This is a genomic window from Bacillus sp. FSL K6-6540 (assembly GCF_038007545.1).
Window position 1 is genome coordinate 3,754,115 of the sequence record NZ_JBBOXH010000001.1, and the last position, 15,629, is coordinate 3,769,743.

Here is a 15,629-nt window from a genome sequence, read left to right on the forward strand (position 1 = left end):
TAGTCGGTTCATGTTCTTTTCCTTTGCTGCAATCGATGCAAGTTCTTGTCCTCGAGACATGAACTTGTATCGATATAACAAAAAAGCCGCTATAATAGCGACTTTCTAACAGGTTCCGATACTGTGTCTCCACCCTTCAATGAGGCCGACTCAACGAATGACTTCTGCAATTATTGCTCGTAGACGATGCCAGGATAACCCCGATCCCCTATCGCATGCAGCTAAACTTTATTTTCTTCAGAAACCCGGGAGGTCATAAACTCTGCTTTCATCCGGACGGTGACAGAGGTACCCGCACTGAGTTTCGACGAGATGCTCAAGCCATACCCCTCACCAGAGTGTAGCTTGATCCGCTCGTTCACGTTAAACAAGCCGTAGGAGCTTCCGTTGCCCGTGTGATCACTAGGGCTGACTCGCTCCTCCGTCAGCAGACTGCGGGACATCTCCTCGTCCATGCCAATGCCGTTGTCCGAAATCACGAAAACGAGATCGCTTTGATCCAACTCCACCGTAATATCGATAAGCCCTTTCCGGTCCTTCGCCTTGCGTATGCCGTGCAGCAACGCGTTCTCGACAATCGGCTGCAAGATAAGCTTAGGCATGCGATATGCCTTCAACTCATCCCCCGCAGCCACCTTGAAATCGAACGAGCCGAAAAATCGGCTCTGCTGAATTTCGAGATACACCTCTGCCAGCCTCAGCTCGTCCGTAACGCTTACGATGGTATTTCCTTTATTGAGACTGAGACGGAAATACTTCGCGAGACTGTCGATCATCATACTGATGTCGGTTGCACCCTTACCGATGGCAATCCAGTTGATCGTATCCAGCGTGTTGTAAAGGAAGTGCGGATTGATCTGCGCCTGCAACGCTGACAGCTGGGCTTCCCGTTCGCGAATCTCAGCTCTGTAGTTTTCTTCGACGAGCGTACGCACCCTTAGGATCAGATGGTCGACGCTTCGCTCCAGCATATGGAAGTCACCATTAACCGCCGGTAACTCATGCAGACCGTCGATCGCTTCCTTGCCCTCCTTCCCTTCCTTTCGGATGACGGTGATCACGTGGTTGACTCGCCGGTTCATCCCCCGCACGATAATCGCCAGAAGGACAAACGGAAGGATCAGAAACAACGCGACATATTCAATCAGCGAGCGCCACTCTGACTGCTTCGTCTGTCGCTGCGTAGCGGGCGACAGCTGGGATTCCGTTCCCTGGACGACAAGCTTCCAGCCCGTCGGCGCAAGCGTCGTATACAGCACGTCGCTTTGTTCATTGTTCAGCAGAAGCGACTTTGTTCCTTCCGCCCCCTCGTTCAGCGCATCCAATAGGTGAGGATCAACCGCCTTGCCGATAAGTGCCTCATCGGGATGATAAACGATTGAGCCATCCTGAGCAACAAGGTAAACTGCTGTGCCCGGGGCGAACTGAAGATCGGATAAAATATTGGAGACGATGTCTTGACGGACGTCGATCATGAGCACACCGGACACTTTGTCATAATTATCGGGATCCCGCAGCATTCGGGCAGCAGATAATATCGTCTCATTGGAGCCGCCGAGATACGACTCCTCGTAGACACCCGTCCATACGATCCCACCGTTTCCATCGATGATGGAATGAAACCACGGTCTAACCATCAAGCTATCCAGCGTAAAGAAATTGATTCTCTCTTCTGCATACAGCTTAGATTTGTCCACGAACACCCGAACATGAAACACGTCGGAGTTAGACTGTACGGTCTCGACCAAATACCGCAAATCCTCAATCACCTTGATCTGTGTGCCGATGGACTGATCATCCGAATTAATGGATAAGTACGAATGCAGGTTTGCGTTCATGAATGCAGCGTCACTAATATCCTCGATGCGCTCCAGCCGGTAGGAGAGATTGCTCCCGGCCTGCTTTAGCGCTTGCTGCATCGTCCGGATGACCTCGCTCCTCAGAATATCCGCGGAACGCGCGTAATAACCATACAAGAAAATGCCCGCCGGAAGCACAATGAGCAGCAGATACGCGATTAACCAAGAACGGGGGATCGAGAAACGGCGAATCGCCGCTGGCTGAAGCAGCGGCGAAAGCAAGCCGGTTACGGCGACCCAGGCTCTACGCATGAGACCCCCGGTATGCGCTAGGTGTAACACCCGTTACCTTTTTGAACAGCTTTGAGAAGTAACTGGGGTCGGTATATCCGATCGCGTAACAAATATCATAAAACTTGTACTGCGGATCGCGCAGCAGCTCCTTCGCCTTATCCACGCGCACTTTAGTCAAATATTCGCCCACCGTCTGCCCCGTCTCTTGCTTAAACAGGAGACTGACGTACGTGGAAGACAAATAGACCGCCTTGCCGATATCGGCTACGGTAAGCCCGCCGTTGGCGTAGTTCTGATCGATATACCCGCGTACTCGCTCTATGACGTTTGCCACCCTGCCAGTCCGCTTCTCCCGAATGTGTTCCCCGACGGTCGCCAGATACGATTCGATCAGCCCCCGCATATCTTTTAACGTCTCCTTCGCGTACAACGCCTCTGTCAGCTCTCCCTCCATAACTTCCAGTTCGGGGTCCCCAGCGCCAAGCTCCATGAGCAGCTGTCCGATCGCGAGCACGAGCTGCATGCACAGATTGCGGCCGTACTTCAGGCCGTCCGGGCGGGTGTAGGACAAGCTGGCAAAAATCATCTCCACGGCTTCGCTAATCTTGTCCTCATCGTCCGCCTTGAGTGCGGAAATCAGCTTCTCATTGAGCTCGTAATCGTATTTCCGCATGGCGCCTTCCTCCGGCTCTGCGCTCTCCAGACTGTCCATTGTGATGATACGGTTTTTGCCGAGGTACCACTTGTAATCGACCGCTTCGCGAGCTTGCTTGTAAGCTGGCGCCAGTCCGGATAAGCCGCCTGCCATATCGCTAATGCCGATCGTCACGCCGATCTTGAGCCAGCGTTCCAGATTGGAGCGAAGATCGCCGGCCAGCGCAAACAGTGCCTCCGCCGCTTCGGATACCGAATCGCCGCCGGGCTCCGATACCTTCAGCACGCCTACAAATTCGCCGGTACGTTGCTCGAAGGCATACCCTCGCAGATGCGCATCCAGCAGCTCCTCGTAAATGTTCAGCACCGAATACCACAGCAGCTGGCGGTCGCGCTCGGAACGGCTGGCCATCACATCGGCAAGATCATCCACGCAGACGACCATCACCCAATAGGAAGCATTCACGGGCAAGTCCAATCCCAGAAACGACACCCGCTCCGCCAATTCCGACTTCGGCGCACCCTCTCTGATCATGGAGAGCAGGAACTTCTCACGCAGGAGCGGCATACCTTCCTTTAGTTTAACGAGCAGCTCCTGCTTATAAATCCGTTCGGAGCTCTCCGCGTCCAAATCGGCAACGACGCGCTTGATGACCGTACTCAGCTCCTGCAAATTAACCGGCTTAAATATATAGTCGACCGCGCTGACCTTCATCGCTGATTTAAGATAATCGGCGTCGTCGTGCCCGCTGACGAATATGATCTTCATGGCCGGATATTCGGACGAGATACACTGCGACATCGTAATACCGTCCATGTTCGGCATCCGGACATCCGTTAGTATAAGATCGGGCTGATCGCGGGCGATCATCTCAAGAGCCACGTCTCCATCATCCGCTTCGCCTGCCACTTCAATTCCGTAAGCGGCCCAATCGAAATAAGCGCGCAAGCCCGCTCGGACCGCCGGTTCGTCATCCACGATAAGCAATCGATACATCGCCCGCCATCTCCCTTCTCCTAATTTAACGGCCTAACAGTCTAGCGTCTTGATTGGCAAGCTCGGCCTGCACCTTGTCAATGTCTACTTCGCGAACGGGCACGGCGTCTTCGAGCGAGATCGCGGCCGCAATGCCTGCTGCTTGACCCAGCGCATAACAAGTCGCTTGGACGCGCATCGAAGACATTGCGACATGCGTTGCGGAAATCGATCTGCCCGCAACGAGCAGGTTGTCGATATCGCCAACAGGCACCATCGTGCGATACGGAATATCGTAGCCGTCTACGCGGCGCTCGTCGGTTGTCTTGCCCGCATCCGGGCTATGAATATCGATCTCGTAATTTGTTTGGGCGACCACATCCGGGAAACGCGTGCCGCTTACAACATCTTGTTCGGTCAACGTGTACAGCCCTTCAATTTGATTGGTCTCCCTAACACCTGTCTGCGGTGCGATGTGTGCGATGGCGTATGTCTCGAAGCCCGTTCTCTGCAAATAATGCGCGATCGAGAACACCTGCTTAAGCGCTTCGGTCTCCGCGTAATTGACTTGCTCCATATCGGCTCCGTTCGCCTTGACGCGCGACATATTAATGAGCAAAACGCCGTCTTCGCGCTGCTTCCAATATAACCTGCGCCCCTGCGGCAGATCGGATACCTCCTCGTAATAATAACAGCCTTCCGGAAGTATCTTCTCTACTGGCTTTCCCGTATCCTGCATCGTAAACATAAGTGTCATCGGCTGCGTGAGTCCATCAGACTCGCGGCCCGTGCGGTAAGGTACACCCGCATCGATGGCTACTCGCGCATCGCCCGTGCAATCGATGATGACATCGCCTTCTATCGCCCTTAGGCCTTCGCGCGTCGAGACGATAACCGAACCGATCCCGCTGCCGCTGCGGATCGTGCCCACGAATTCACAATGGAAGTAGACCGATACCCCTTCCTTTTTCATTTTGTCATTCAAGTATTGGCGAAGCAAAAATGGCGAATATTGCGGCGCGACCGATTCGTCATGGCCTGCGGGCAGATAGTCGGCCAGCATCTCCTTGATGATCTCGCGGTAGATGCCGGTCACATTGCCGACAGGCATAAACACGCTTACGTTGGCAAGCGTCCCCATCCCCCCGAGTTGAGCGGACTTCTCCAGCAAGATCACCTGTTTGCCGCGTCTGGCCGCGCCAATGGCAGCGGCCGTCCCCGCAGGTCCGCCTCCGATGACGACAACGTCGGCCTTGGCATGGGTTTTCACTTGACGTTCGAACGAATACATTGCATGTTTCATGATGATCTCTCCCTTAGATCGAAGTAGCGGTGTGAGCAAAAAAAGGATCACCACCGCTTATCCTGTTTTTTATTTAGTCGTTGCGTACCAATCGTTAATTTCCTTTGAAGCCGCTTCCCCGCCCGCTGACATAAACTTGGATTGGAAGTCGGCAAGGCTATCGATGGACTCCGCGCCGGCGATCAGTTTGACCGTGTAGTCGCCAACCATGGTGCTCAATTGCTGATTCGTCTTCGAATATTGCTGCATGTACGGAGCAAGACCCAGAACGTTTTTGATTTTCACTTCGGCTGGCTGCTCGTTGTTCAGGAAGTTAAACGCATCAAACATAACCGGGTTTTTGCGAACGCGCGCTTGCCAGTATTGCGGATAGTTTTCTTCATCCGTTCCCGCCATGTAGTTATTCGCCAAGTTGCGCTCGTCGGTGAAGATCGGCTGGATTGGCTCGTATGCTCCGTCTACTACTTTATAATGCGTGCCTTCCACGCCGATCGCCATATTTTTGAACGTTTCCGGCTCCAGGCTTTCATTGATCCATTTGATCGCATCTTCCGGATGCTTTGATGCTTTCGGAATGAACGTCAGACGGTCAAATCCGGCGTTTGCCGCGAAGCCGGCTTCTCCGTTAGGCCCCTTGAGCGCCGGCACGAAAGCGAATTTGGCCTCCGGCTTGGTCTTCGCAAGGGAATCCGAGATGGCCGGAATGTCCGCCCAGTGAACAACGATGGCGCCAGCTACGCCGCTTGCGAATTTCTCCTTCGCTGTAGCGTCTTTGTTGGCTACGAATTCTCGGTCGATCAATCCTTTCTCGTACAAGTTGCCTACGTAAGCGACATAATCCTTAAATGCCGGGTCCATGACACGCGGCACGAGCTTGCCGTCTACGTCGTTCCAAGTATTGGAAATGCCGAACGCGCCTACGAGGTTGTCAATCATCGATTGGTCACCCTTGATCGTAAGTGGTACATTGCGGTCGCCGTTGCCGCCTGGGTCCTTCTCCTTGAATTGCGTGAGAACGTTTGTCAGCTCTTCGGTCGTCGTCGGCATGGACAGACCCAGCTTATCGAGCCAGTCCGTACGGATGAGTATGGAGCTGTTGATATCATAAGTAACGGTTACCGGGATTGCGTATAGCTTGCCATTTACCTTAAGCGCTTCCATCGATTCGGGCTTGATAGCCGCCTTAATATTTGGGCCAAATTCGTCGATAAGCGGCGTCAGGTCGACGAGCGCACCCTTTTGCGCATAATCCGAATATAAAGCCATGTCGTTATAGGAAGTGACGATGTCATACGCTTCGCCGGAGGACATGATTAGGTTCAGCTTCTCCGCCCACTTGTCTTGAGGCAGCATATCGTATTGCACTTTATAGCCCGTTTTTTCTTCGAGCAGCTTGGCTACCGGGTATGCATTGTATTCTTCGTTCTGCCATACGTTCAGTCGCTTTAAGGCTGGCTTTTCCGCATCCGGTTTAGCCGTCGCTTCGTTGTCCGTGTTCGTTCCGTTGCCGGAACAAGCAGCCATAGTCATTGCCAGAAGCGCAGACATGGCCATGACAGACATCAATTTGAATGCTTTTTTCATAATGAGACCCTCCTGCAATTAATATAATCTATATCATTAATTTTCCCGCAACGTCCCGATGAAGGGGCAATTCTCCGGTACCTGAAGTCATGCCTTGACGTTCATCGCCGTTGCTGGAAAAGCTAATGCCTTAGGAAAGCTGCTTTACATGCCTGCCATCAACCTTTTACGGAACCGATGAGCACGCCTTTGATAAAATATTTCTGCAGGAACGGATAAACGAGCAGAATCGGAATCGTGGATGCGATGACCGTTGCTGACCGGACGCCTTCCGCAGGCACGTTCATGAGATCGTCGGCCGTCTTGTCAAGCGCCGAAGATGTATCGGCGTTCATGACGATGTCCTGTAGGTACAATTGCAACGGCTTCAGCGACGAGCTGTTGATGTACAGCATCGGGTTGAAGTAGTCATTCCAATAATAAACGGCGTAAAACAGACCAATCGTCGCAAGCACGGGACCACTTAGCGGCAAAATAATACGGAACAGAACCGTTAAATTGCTCGCGCCTTCGATTTTGGCGGATTCCTCCAGACTGGCCGGCAAGCTTTCAAAGTAGCTCTTGATGACCAGCATGTTGAACACGCTGATGAGCGCCGGCAAAATGAGTGAGCCTAGATGGTTAATGAGGCCCAACTCGCGGATGAGCAGATAGTTGGGGATGATGCCCCCGTTAAACATCATCGTGAAGATGAACAAAATGATGATGATGCCCATCCCCGGTAGCTCGCGCTTCGAGAGCGGATAAGCGGTCAGCGCCGTAATGAGCAGCGATGCGAGGGTACCGATGACTGTAATCAGCACCGATATCCAGAGCGAGTTTAGAAACTGGCTGTTCGTGACGACGAATTTCATCGTTTCGAGCTGAAAGCCGACCGGGAAAATTCCGACCTGGCCCGACAGGATGGCCCACTCTTCACTGATCGACTTGGAAAATACGTTTACAAACGGAAGCAGTGTAATAAGCCCCATCGCGATGAGCAGAACGTAGATAGAGCCATCTAGCATGAAATCTTTGACAGTTTTCCTATACATGGTCGTTCCTCCTTTACCAGATGCTGCGATTCAGGAATTTGCGGCTGAGCATGTTGCCCATGACGATTAGCAGGAATCCGACCGCTGAGTTGAATAGGCCAACCGCCGTACTGAAGCTGTAATCCTGCTGGCCGAGTCCCATCCGGTATACATAGGTGCCGATGACGTCCCCGGTCTCGTACACGAGCGGATTATACATGGTCAAAATTTGTTCCGTCCCCGCCTCTAGCAGGCTGCCGATCCGCAGGATGAACATCAACACGATGGTAGGCAGCATGCCCGGAAGCGAAATCGACCACATCTGTCTGATCCGCCCCGCCCCGTCGATGGCTGCGGCTTCGTATTGCTCCTGCTCGATACCCGCGATCGCGGCGATAAACACGATAGCGTTCCAGCCGATTTCCTTCCACCCGGCCGTGAAGACAACCAAGCTGCGGAACAGGCTGTTGTCGGTAAAAAACGAGATCGGCTCTCCGCCGAACGAACGGATGATTTCGTTCACGATACCGCCGGTAGGTGACAGGATGTTAAGGAACAACCCCGAGATAATGACCCAGGAAAGGAAATGCGGCAAATAAATGATCGTCTGGATCGTCCGCTTGAAGAACATGCGCCGCACTTCATTGAGCATAAGCGCGATGACGATCGGAATCGGGAATAAAATCGTTATTTTGTACAAGCTGATGAGCAGCGTATTTACTAATACTTGCAGAAATTCATCCGATTGCAGCAACCTCTCGAACTGCGCCATCCCTACCCACTCGCTGCCGGATATGCCGCCGAAGATGTTGAAATCCTGGAAGGCGATAACGATCCCGTACATCGGCGTGTATTTGAACAATAACAAGAACACAAGGCCCGGTATAAGCAGCAAATACATATCCAAGTTGCCTCTAATCAGTTTCCAACGCCGTCCGCCGGCGTACAGGAGAGTGCCTTCTCTTCCGCTGCGTTTGCTCACGATCTCCACCTACTTTTCTCTGTCTTGTCTCTTATTGTAGGGGAGGCAGCCCAGAGGGAGTAGAGGTCGATCCTTTTATTTCTGGTCTTTTCCAACACAGTTTGCGAATGGACTTGGGACTTGGCCGGGCCCTGTAGTGTGCTGCTTTGCCAAAAATTTTAGATAACGCTTAAAGTCCTTTAAATCCTATCGGCCCCCCTAAACGATTGCCCGCTCACGGGATCCACATTACTAAAAAGGTATTGCGGCAGCGTCTTTAAGCTCGTTCGCCAGACGGTCATAAACGCACACTCGACCAAAACAGACGCATGTTGGGATGCCGGCATGATCAATATAAATCTGGATATGTCCGTCAGGAGCGCAGCATTATGGAGGTTCGGTTCGCCACTCATTAATCTTGTAAAAATGACCCTGATTGCATAAAGCAATAGGGTCATTTTTCTAGTGTACCTTCAAAGAATTGGTCAGCAATTTGTCCCTTACGGCAATTGCCCCAATTCTAGTCCCTCGACAGAATTCTATCGGCAAGTCAGGTTAGCCAATCGCCGTATCTCATCGCTTAACTTTCGATTGACTGGATACACCTCTTCTATGAAATTTAAAATACGAAGAGCCGATTCTGGAACATGATCGTATCCCTGTATCATATCTCCTATGATTTCAGCAAAACGCGGGTATCTCCTCTCTAGCCGCCTCTCGTTGCCGAACGGATCGGGAAAGTAGTCCACCTCTTGCTCCAGCAGATGGAGCACAGATAGAATCCGATCCACTGCGTAACCTTGAACAAACCTTGTCGCGGAGAGACGCTCTCCCCTTGCAAAGCGACCGAGCCCCACGTATAGATTGGTTAACGCTTCATTCAAAGGAAAGTCCAAGGAATCCACTTTTAGGTTGGGGACCGGGTTGGAAGGTTTGGCGATGGCCGTATTGGAATACAGGGGGTTCTTCCATATGACTCTGCCTTCCGTATAGGTCGCATTCGCCAGCTCCCACTCCTCGAATACAGCATATTCCCCGAAAATACCATCCTCGAACAATACTTTGTAGCCAACATCCGAATTCTTAAACGCATAGGCAAGAGGGTGTACGTCCTCGAGCCAATCCAATCGGTCTATATATCTGTTTTTCTCCCTTGGCTCTACAATGACAAAGAAATCTAAATCCGAATATTCATCCAACCGTCCTGTCTCGACCCCAACGGAACCAACGCCTAATAATAAAAGAGCTCCCCCCTTGGTTTCGAGCGACTTGCCGATCTCGCCCAGCCGCTGTAACAGCAATTCTGTTCTCAACATTACGAACCCTCCCCTAGTTTTGGAATGCAAAAAGGGTCCAACCCACTTTTCAGCGAGGTTGAACCCGAAGGTTGCATTGCCTTTATTATCCTGCCATCAAGGTATCACGTATTCTTATTGCCGTCAATCGAAAAAAACTTGCCATGATTTGTAATTACGGTTCACCGCACATGATCTCAATCTATTCTGCCCTATATTTAATGGACTTTGAAGCTGCTGCCGGCGCCAAGCTGTTTTCTGGTGCGTTTGAGCTATCGTTAGGGCACCGTGGTATCAACATAACAAACCCTGACTTTCTTCATTCTTCTACCGAATACAATAGGGATGAAAATCCTTCCCATTGGAATGGATAGTGATAGCTACTTCGAGGATGGATGGATCAGCATGGATTTGAGAGGCACCATCGATTCCTCTGGAACGTAATAATTGAATTTGTTGTCGCTGATCTGTCCAAGCAGCTGGCGGCGTATCGGATCGGCGTCCTTCAGCAGACTCACAGACGCCGAGTGATAGTCAATAGGACGCATCCAGATCGGGCTGTAGCCCAGGAACAGCTGCCTTCTTGTGAATGTGGAGCGATTCGGCGAGCCAGCATGCCACAAGTTTTGGGCGAACACGAAGACATCACCTGGTTTTCCGCACACTTGTACCTCTCCGTCAAGCTGCTGGCGCACATCCTTGTGATTCGGATTGTACGGCTGCTTGTGACTGCCCGGAATCACTTTCGTATTGCCGCGATCCGGCTCTGACATATCGCTCAAAATATAACAAACCTTAATATAATAGGTTGCCGTCAAGCCGTTAATGACAGGAAACTGCGGATGCGGACCGTCTTGATGCCAATCGATAAAGCTGTGCGTGTCCGTTTGGGTTTCGCTTGGATTCGGTTGTCTGATCGTGAGGTGGGAGATATGAAGCTGGATGTTGTGGCCAAGCAAATTAACGATTAACGGAAGAATGGCAGGCTGATCGATTAATGCAGCAATCTCGGCATGGCGTTCTACGCTGTTATAAATATTGTGCGAGAGCGCTTCCGGTTCAATCGAGATAATTTCGTCGATCGCGGCATTCAGCCGGCTTACCTCTTCCTGCGACAAAATATCTGGTATAACCAAATACCCCTGTTCATGAAATTGCTCCATTAATTTCGGTATTTCCAAATGGGCTGTCTTCATCCTTTATACCTCCTACTTGTATTTAATTTAATTATATTTGCCGAACCATCATGTTATAATGTAAGAAAAATCGATTTCCCTTGTAAATAATTTCAATATACGAAAGGGTGTTGTCATGCAATGGAGTTCAGCGGATTTCTGGATCCCGATTTGCAATACCATGTCTACGTGAAGGATACCCCTCAATTTCAGAAAACGCATGATACATATGATCATTGGGCGTTGTTCATCGTCGAAGAAGGCGCTTTTTATTACAGAATGGGCAGCCAAAGCGGAAGGGCGGTCAAGGATGACATCGTATTATGCCCGCCCGATCTAACCTTCTACCGGCAAACGGACGGTTTATCATTCCATCTCATGGGGTTTCAATGGATCAATTCCCTAGAGGGGCCGCCGCGTGCGGCGGATTTCCCGACTTTCGGCAAGCTTCGGCTATTGAACCACAAACGCTTCCAATCCACCCTCTCTCAATTTCGCGAAGCCCAATACTTGCATGCAGGGATTGGTCATACGTACAAGAAACATCTTCTCAGGGATCTGCTCTATTTGCTTCAGATTGAGCAATCTGAGCAGCATACGATGACCTTGTTCAGCGAGGATCCGACCCTTGGGCGAGCCCTGCATTTGCTTCAGCAGCAAGCAGAATTCGGTCTATCGTTGAAGTCGATCGCTGTGGAGCTTGGTCTAACCCAGGTACAGCTGACAAGACTGTTTACACGCGAGTTCCGCATAACGCCAAGCGCCTACGCGACTAATCTTAGAATGGACAAGGTGAAGCAACTCCTTGTATACTCTTCGCTTACCCTTGCCCAAATCGCCGAGCATTGCGGATTTACCGACGAACATCATTTAAGCAAAAGCTTCAAAAAACTGTGCGGCGTCAATCCTTCGTCGTACCGAAAAACGCATAGCGTATAATAGAACAGGCCGACCTGCATCGAATGAGGTCGGCCTTTCGTTCCCGTTATTTAGTCCCCGTAACCGAGCGCCTTGAGCTGATCCATGGCGCTGTCCATTAACGCTTTGTAGTTCATGGACGTTTCCAGCGTCTTGATAAAGTCATCGTATTCGGTCAATGGACGTTTATCGTAAATAAACTTCGCGATCTCCTCTTCCATGTACCGATTCGCATCGGCAGGGTTATACCCCTCCGGATTGTCGACAAATCCGTTCAACGCTTCAATACGGGGTTGATCGTTCGCGAATTCGATTGCAGCCGATTGTGCGGCGAACTTCGCTTGCAAATACTCCATTTCCGGTCTGCCGGTGAATTGGTACAGCCAAGAATGGCCGACTTCGCCCGCTTTGTCCGTCATCTTAGGCTTGCCGTCCTCAAGTGTGAAGTGCGTATCCTTCACCCCGAACTGCACGAGCAGCGAGCCTCCGTCCGGATTCGAAATATAGTTGAGCAGATCGAACACCCGCTGCAGTTTCTCCGGGTCTTTCTCAAGCGCTTTCGGAATGGCATATCTCCCAGGCGCCGCGCCGATATCCCACGAACCGTCGAATTGTCCTCCTGTACCAGAAGGAGCGGCGATTTGCAGCCATTCCGCATTCGGATTAACGGTTTTGATCTGTTCCACGAACTGCTCCTTCGTCATGTTGGGCCAATCGATATAGACGATGCCCGCCTGCCCTTTGATCGCCTTCTCCTGATGCTGCAAACCGCTGTTGGCCAGCAGCTCCGGATCAACCGATCCGGATCCAATCATGTCCTTAATAAAGGCCAAAGCATCTTTCATTGCCGGCTCATGAAGCGCATTGACGACTTTGCCGTCCTTCTCGTAGAAGTTGCCTGGCATTCCGACGCCGAAGGCTCCGAAAACGGTCGAGAATGCACTCAGCTTGCTGCCCGTTAGACCAAAGGTATCCGGCTTGCCATTTCCATCCGGATCGTTCTTAGTGAACGCATCCGCTACGGAAGCCAACTGTTCCACGGTCGTCGGCACTTCCAGCTTCAGCTTGTCGAGCCAATCCTTGCGGATCCATAAGGTATTGTATGGGATCTGCGGAGATTTGGAGATGCCATATACTTTCCCGTCGACCATCCCCTTCTTGACGCTGTCCTCCCCGATGAACGCTACCGTTTGCTCCAATTTATCCATATACGGCGTCAGATCGAGCAGCAGCCCTTGCTTGGAAAATTGAATGAGCTGCTGCCGGTCGACCATGAACAGGTCGGGAAAGTTCCCCGAGGACATCCGAACGTTTAGTTGATTGTTGTAATCGTCCGCTGCTGGATATACTGTCAGGTTCAGGTCGATATTCAGCGCCTTATCCAATTCCTGCTTAATGATGTCTTTATCGGGTGACGGAAGATTGTTCCCCGTCTCGATAATGTCGAGCTTAACCGGTTTGCCGCTAGGCTGCTCCGTCGTTTCCGTTCCGGGCTTGGCGGTAGCGCCCGAAGGATTTCCCGGATTATCTCTGCTGTTTCCACCCGAACACGCCGTAAGCATGGCCCCCGCTAATGAAACGGCTACGAGCAAAGTCCCTAATTTCTTCATGATCTTAACCCCTCTCTGAATGGTTTCATCGGTTAACCTTTAATCGAACCAAGCAGCATCCCTTTTGTAAAATGCTTTTGAAGAAACGGATAGATCACGATGACCGGCAAGCTCGCAATCATGACGGATGCCATTTGCATCGTCTGCGTCGGCATCATATTTTCCGCGTTCTCCAGCGGCTGCTGGCTTTGCATCAGAATTTCCCGGACGACGACCTGCAGCGGATACAGCGTGCGATCGGTCACATAAAAAATCGCTTGAAAAAACTCGTTCCAATGGCCGACCAGGTAAAACAATCCAACCGTCAGCAAGACAGGAACGGAAAGCGGCGTAACGATTTGCAGCAGGATGCGGAACTCTTTGGCTCCATCCATTCGGGCCGACTCGAACAGCTCCTCCGGGAGCCCTTCAAAAAAGCTTTTCATAATAAGAACGTTAAAGCTCCAGACTGCATTCGGCAGAATCATCGCCCAGATCGAATCGAGCAGCCCCATCGACTTAACGACCAGATAGGTCGGAATAAGCCCTCCGCTGAACAACAAGGTGAACACGATCATGAGAAGAAAAAAGTTTCTTCCCGGCAAATTCCGGCGACTAAGCGGGTACGCCATCAGTCCCGTCAAGACGAGATTGACCGCTGTTCCGATCACCGTAATGAGAACGGTTATTTGGAACGCCTTCGGAATATTGGACTCCGTCAGCAGCGTGCGGTAAGCGGAAAACGTAATTTCCTTCGGGAACAATATGAATCCGCCGTTACGCAGCACTTCTCCGAACGGAGTGATGGATACGGATACGACATAAAGGATCGGCAGAATGGCGACAAGTCCGCATATTCCGAGAATGACGTATATGATTGCGTTAAAAATTTTATCATCGAGGCCTCTTACCATATGCCCTCACCCCATTTCTTCGCCACACGGTTAGCTCCTAGCACAAGGATGAGTCCGATGACCGATTTGAACAATCCGACTGCCGACGCCAAACTGAAATTAAGCTGCTGCAGACCGGTTCGGTAAACCCATGTGTCGATGATGTCCGCAACCGGGTATACCTGAATATTGTACAGAATGTAAATTTGATCAAAGCCTGCATCAAGCAGATGGCCAAGCTTCAGAACGAACAGCAGGACGATAATGCTTCTAATGCCAGGAAGCGTAATATGCCAGATCATTCGCATTCGGCTCGCACCATCCACTTTCGCCGCCTCGTAAAGCGTCGGATCGATGCCCGCCATCGCGGCTAAATAGATAATCGCACCCCAGCCGAGATTTTGCCATACCTCCGATCCAACCAGTATGCTGCGGAAATATTCCGTCGAGGTCAGAAACGGGATCGAGCTTCCCCCCGCTTCCACAATCCAGCGGTTGATGAGACCGCCGTTCTGGGAGAAGAGCGTCAAAAGAATGCCGAAAATAATGACCCAAGACAAGAAGTGCGGCATGTAGGTCAGCGTTTGTACAATCGACTTCAGCCAGCGAATGCGGCATTCGTTCAGCAGTACGGCCAGCATGATCGGCGGCAGCGTCCCCCATAACAGCTTGTAGAGGCTGATCAAAAGCGTATTGGTCAGCAGTTGACTGAAGTAAGGCGACTCGTAAAAGCTCTGAAAATGCTTATACCACGGATCAACCCACGAGCTGCCCGTTATGCCGTCCAGGATTGCAAAATCTTTGAAAGCGATAATGACTCCGTACATCGGGAAGTATCGAAATATGACAAAATAAATAATGCCGGGCAGCAGCATGACGTAAAAGGCTTTAAACCGCCAGGCTAACTTTAAAAACATGAGCAGCCTTGTCCGCGGAGATAACCGTATCCGAGGGGCTGGCGTTAGGCTATGATTGGCTTCCATCGTATCCCTCCCTAGTTTGAATGCGCTTCCAATTAAGGTAAGTATAAAGGTCCTGACGTCTCCTCGATATACACAAAAACGTAAAAAATGTAAGCATTTCCTTCATCATCATTAACATCGAACATGGATCCAACTGCATCAATATCAACGATAAATGAGTAAAGGCTGTCACGAATGGTCTGAAGAAACCAC

At 51.1% G+C, this 15,629-nt stretch carries 12 protein-coding genes; 1 reads left to right on the forward strand and 11 read right to left on the reverse strand.

The genetic code is table 11. The features are described from left to right. Nucleotides 1-221: 221 nt before the first annotated feature. From MHH82_RS16485 to MHH82_RS16520, 8 genes are all read right to left on the reverse strand, one after another. The gene (locus MHH82_RS16485) at nucleotides 222-2,111 is read right to left on the reverse strand and encodes a cache domain-containing sensor histidine kinase (protein WP_145036573.1); all 1,890 of its coding nucleotides are present in this window, start codon (nucleotides 2,109-2,111) and stop codon (nucleotides 222-224) included. Further along, the gene (locus MHH82_RS16490; protein WP_015735476.1) at nucleotides 2,104-3,744 is read right to left on the reverse strand and encodes a response regulator; all 1,641 of its coding nucleotides are present in this window, start codon (nucleotides 3,742-3,744) and stop codon (nucleotides 2,104-2,106) included. Before MHH82_RS16490 ends, MHH82_RS16485 begins: the two co-directional genes overlap by 8 nt. Before the next feature lie 25 nt (nucleotides 3,745-3,769). Next, entirely contained in the window at nucleotides 3,770-5,026 is a 1,257-nt protein-coding gene (locus tag MHH82_RS16495) for an FAD-dependent oxidoreductase (RefSeq protein ID WP_015735477.1), read from the reverse strand. A 69-nt stretch (nucleotides 5,027-5,095) separates the two neighbouring features. Beyond that, nucleotides 5,096-6,610, reverse strand: a complete 1,515-nt coding sequence (locus tag MHH82_RS16500) for an extracellular solute-binding protein (protein ID WP_015735478.1) — start codon at nucleotides 6,608-6,610, stop codon at nucleotides 5,096-5,098. A 158-nt stretch (nucleotides 6,611-6,768) separates the two neighbouring features. After that, the gene (locus MHH82_RS16505; RefSeq protein WP_015735479.1) at nucleotides 6,769-7,644 is read right to left on the reverse strand and encodes a carbohydrate ABC transporter permease; all 876 of its coding nucleotides are present in this window, start codon (nucleotides 7,642-7,644) and stop codon (nucleotides 6,769-6,771) included. 13 nt (nucleotides 7,645-7,657) lie between these two features. Then, a complete protein-coding gene (locus MHH82_RS16510) occupies nucleotides 7,658-8,605 on the reverse strand; it encodes an ABC transporter permease (RefSeq protein WP_015735480.1) in 948 nt (315 codons plus the stop codon). Between the two features lie 518 nt (nucleotides 8,606-9,123). Beyond that, nucleotides 9,124-9,900 (reverse strand): hypothetical protein, encoded by a 777-nt coding sequence (locus MHH82_RS16515; protein WP_015735481.1) that lies wholly within the window; start codon nucleotides 9,898-9,900, stop codon nucleotides 9,124-9,126. A 359-nt stretch (nucleotides 9,901-10,259) separates the two neighbouring features. Beyond that, nucleotides 10,260-11,075, reverse strand: coding sequence for a phytanoyl-CoA dioxygenase family protein (locus MHH82_RS16520; protein ID WP_145036582.1), 816 nt, complete (start codon nucleotides 11,073-11,075; stop codon nucleotides 10,260-10,262). A 120-nt stretch (nucleotides 11,076-11,195) separates the two neighbouring features. On the opposite strand from MHH82_RS16520, the gene MHH82_RS16525 reads away from it, so the two are divergent. Then, entirely contained in the window at nucleotides 11,196-11,993 is a 798-nt protein-coding gene (locus tag MHH82_RS16525) for an AraC family transcriptional regulator (protein ID WP_145036584.1), read from the forward strand. Nucleotides 11,994-12,043: 50 nt separating this feature from the next. Here MHH82_RS16525 and MHH82_RS16530 read toward each other — a convergent pair whose 3' ends face one another. Genes MHH82_RS16530 through MHH82_RS16540 form a run of 3 tightly spaced genes read right to left on the reverse strand, consistent with a single transcriptional unit; the run spans nucleotide 12,044 to nucleotide 15,371 of the window. Further along, nucleotides 12,044-13,582 carry an extracellular solute-binding protein gene (locus MHH82_RS16530; protein WP_340966847.1) on the reverse strand — a complete coding sequence of 513 codons (1,539 nt, stop codon included), beginning with the start codon at nucleotides 13,580-13,582 and terminating at the stop codon, nucleotides 12,044-12,046. 32 nt (nucleotides 13,583-13,614) lie between these two features. After that, entirely contained in the window at nucleotides 13,615-14,475 is an 861-nt protein-coding gene (locus MHH82_RS16535) for a carbohydrate ABC transporter permease (RefSeq protein ID WP_015735485.1), read from the reverse strand. Continuing rightward, nucleotides 14,469-15,371, reverse strand: a complete 903-nt coding sequence (locus MHH82_RS16540; RefSeq protein ID WP_285857446.1) for an ABC transporter permease — start codon at nucleotides 15,369-15,371, stop codon at nucleotides 14,469-14,471. Before MHH82_RS16540 ends, MHH82_RS16535 begins: the two co-directional genes overlap by 7 nt. Between the last annotated feature and the right edge of the window lie 258 nt (nucleotides 15,372-15,629).

What these genes read in the sequence shown, in the direction of transcription:
- MHH82_RS16525 (WP_145036584.1), top strand. Translation starts at nt 11,196, where the DNA reads ATGGAGTTCAGCGGATTTCTGGATCCCGATTTGCAATACCATGTCTAC.
- MHH82_RS16520 (WP_145036582.1), bottom strand. Translation starts at nt 11,075, where the DNA reads ATGAAGACAGCCCATTTGGAAATACCGAAATTAATGGAGCAATTTCAT.
- MHH82_RS16485 (WP_145036573.1), bottom strand. Translation starts at nt 2,111, where the DNA reads ATGCGTAGAGCCTGGGTCGCCGTAACCGGCTTGCTTTCGCCGCTGCTT.
- MHH82_RS16540 (WP_285857446.1), bottom strand. Translation starts at nt 15,371, where the DNA reads ATGTTTTTAAAGTTAGCCTGGCGGTTTAAAGCCTTTTACGTCATGCTG.
- MHH82_RS16500 (WP_015735478.1), bottom strand. Translation starts at nt 6,610, where the DNA reads ATGAAAAAAGCATTCAAATTGATGTCTGTCATGGCCATGTCTGCGCTT.
- MHH82_RS16495 (WP_015735477.1), bottom strand. Translation starts at nt 5,026, where the DNA reads ATGAAACATGCAATGTATTCGTTCGAACGTCAAGTGAAAACCCATGCC.
- MHH82_RS16535 (WP_015735485.1), bottom strand. Translation starts at nt 14,475, where the DNA reads ATGGTAAGAGGCCTCGATGATAAAATTTTTAACGCAATCATATACGTC.
- MHH82_RS16515 (WP_015735481.1), bottom strand. Translation starts at nt 9,900, where the DNA reads ATGTTGAGAACAGAATTGCTGTTACAGCGGCTGGGCGAGATCGGCAAG.
- MHH82_RS16490 (WP_015735476.1), bottom strand. Translation starts at nt 3,744, where the DNA reads ATGTATCGATTGCTTATCGTGGATGACGAACCGGCGGTCCGAGCGGGC.
- MHH82_RS16530 (WP_340966847.1), bottom strand. Translation starts at nt 13,582, where the DNA reads ATGAAGAAATTAGGGACTTTGCTCGTAGCCGTTTCATTAGCGGGGGCC.
- MHH82_RS16505 (WP_015735479.1), bottom strand. Translation starts at nt 7,644, where the DNA reads ATGTATAGGAAAACTGTCAAAGATTTCATGCTAGATGGCTCTATCTAC.